This is a genomic window from Photorhabdus hainanensis, assembly GCF_018448965.1.
Lineage (GTDB): Bacteria > Pseudomonadota > Gammaproteobacteria > Enterobacterales > Enterobacteriaceae > Photorhabdus > Photorhabdus akhurstii.
This window is the reverse complement of sequence record NZ_RCWD01000130.1, coordinates 1-604: the sequence shown is the minus strand read 5'-3', so window position 1 is coordinate 604 and position 604 is coordinate 1. Positions and strand designations below refer to the sequence as shown.

Genomic DNA, 604 nt, shown 5'->3' with positions numbered 1-604 from the left:
AATAAAAATACCCAAATTATCGCCGATAGAAGCCCGTCTGCACCGTGAAATGACCGGAGAGGTGAAAAGCATGACGCTGAGCCGTTCAGCCACCGGTAAATACTACGCCTCGATACTCTGTGATGACGGCCTGGCCGCGCCCGCGAAGCCCGCTTTGATAACCCAGATGACAGGTCTGGATATGGGATTGTCTCACTACGCTGTCAAATCCAGCGGAGATAAGATGGCCAATCCCCGTCATCTTATCAATGCCGGCCGTAATCTGAGGCGTAAACAGAAGGCCCTCTCCCGGAAACAAAAAGGCAGCGCCAACCGTCGTAAAGCACGACAGAGGCTTGCCGCCGTACATGAGCGGGTAGCGAATGCCCGCGCCGATTTTCAACACAAACTGTCTCGTTCAATGGTTGACGAAAACCAAGCGATAATTGTGGAGACGCTGAAATCGGCCAACATGATGAAGAATCACCACCTTGCCCGCGCTATCGGGGATGCGGGCTGGCATGGCTTCATCAAGAAACTGGAATACAAAGCCGCAGCGGCAGGCGTCCATCTGGTCAAACTGGATCAGTGGTTCGCCAGTTCGAAAACCTGCCATTGCTGCGGT

Annotated in this window: 1 protein-coding gene; it reads left to right on the top strand. The window is 53.6% G+C overall.

Annotated features, from left to right (window positions below):
* On the top strand, positions 1 to 604 hold a 604-nt coding region (locus EAE92_RS24195; protein WP_214069873.1), incomplete at both ends, for an RNA-guided endonuclease TnpB family protein.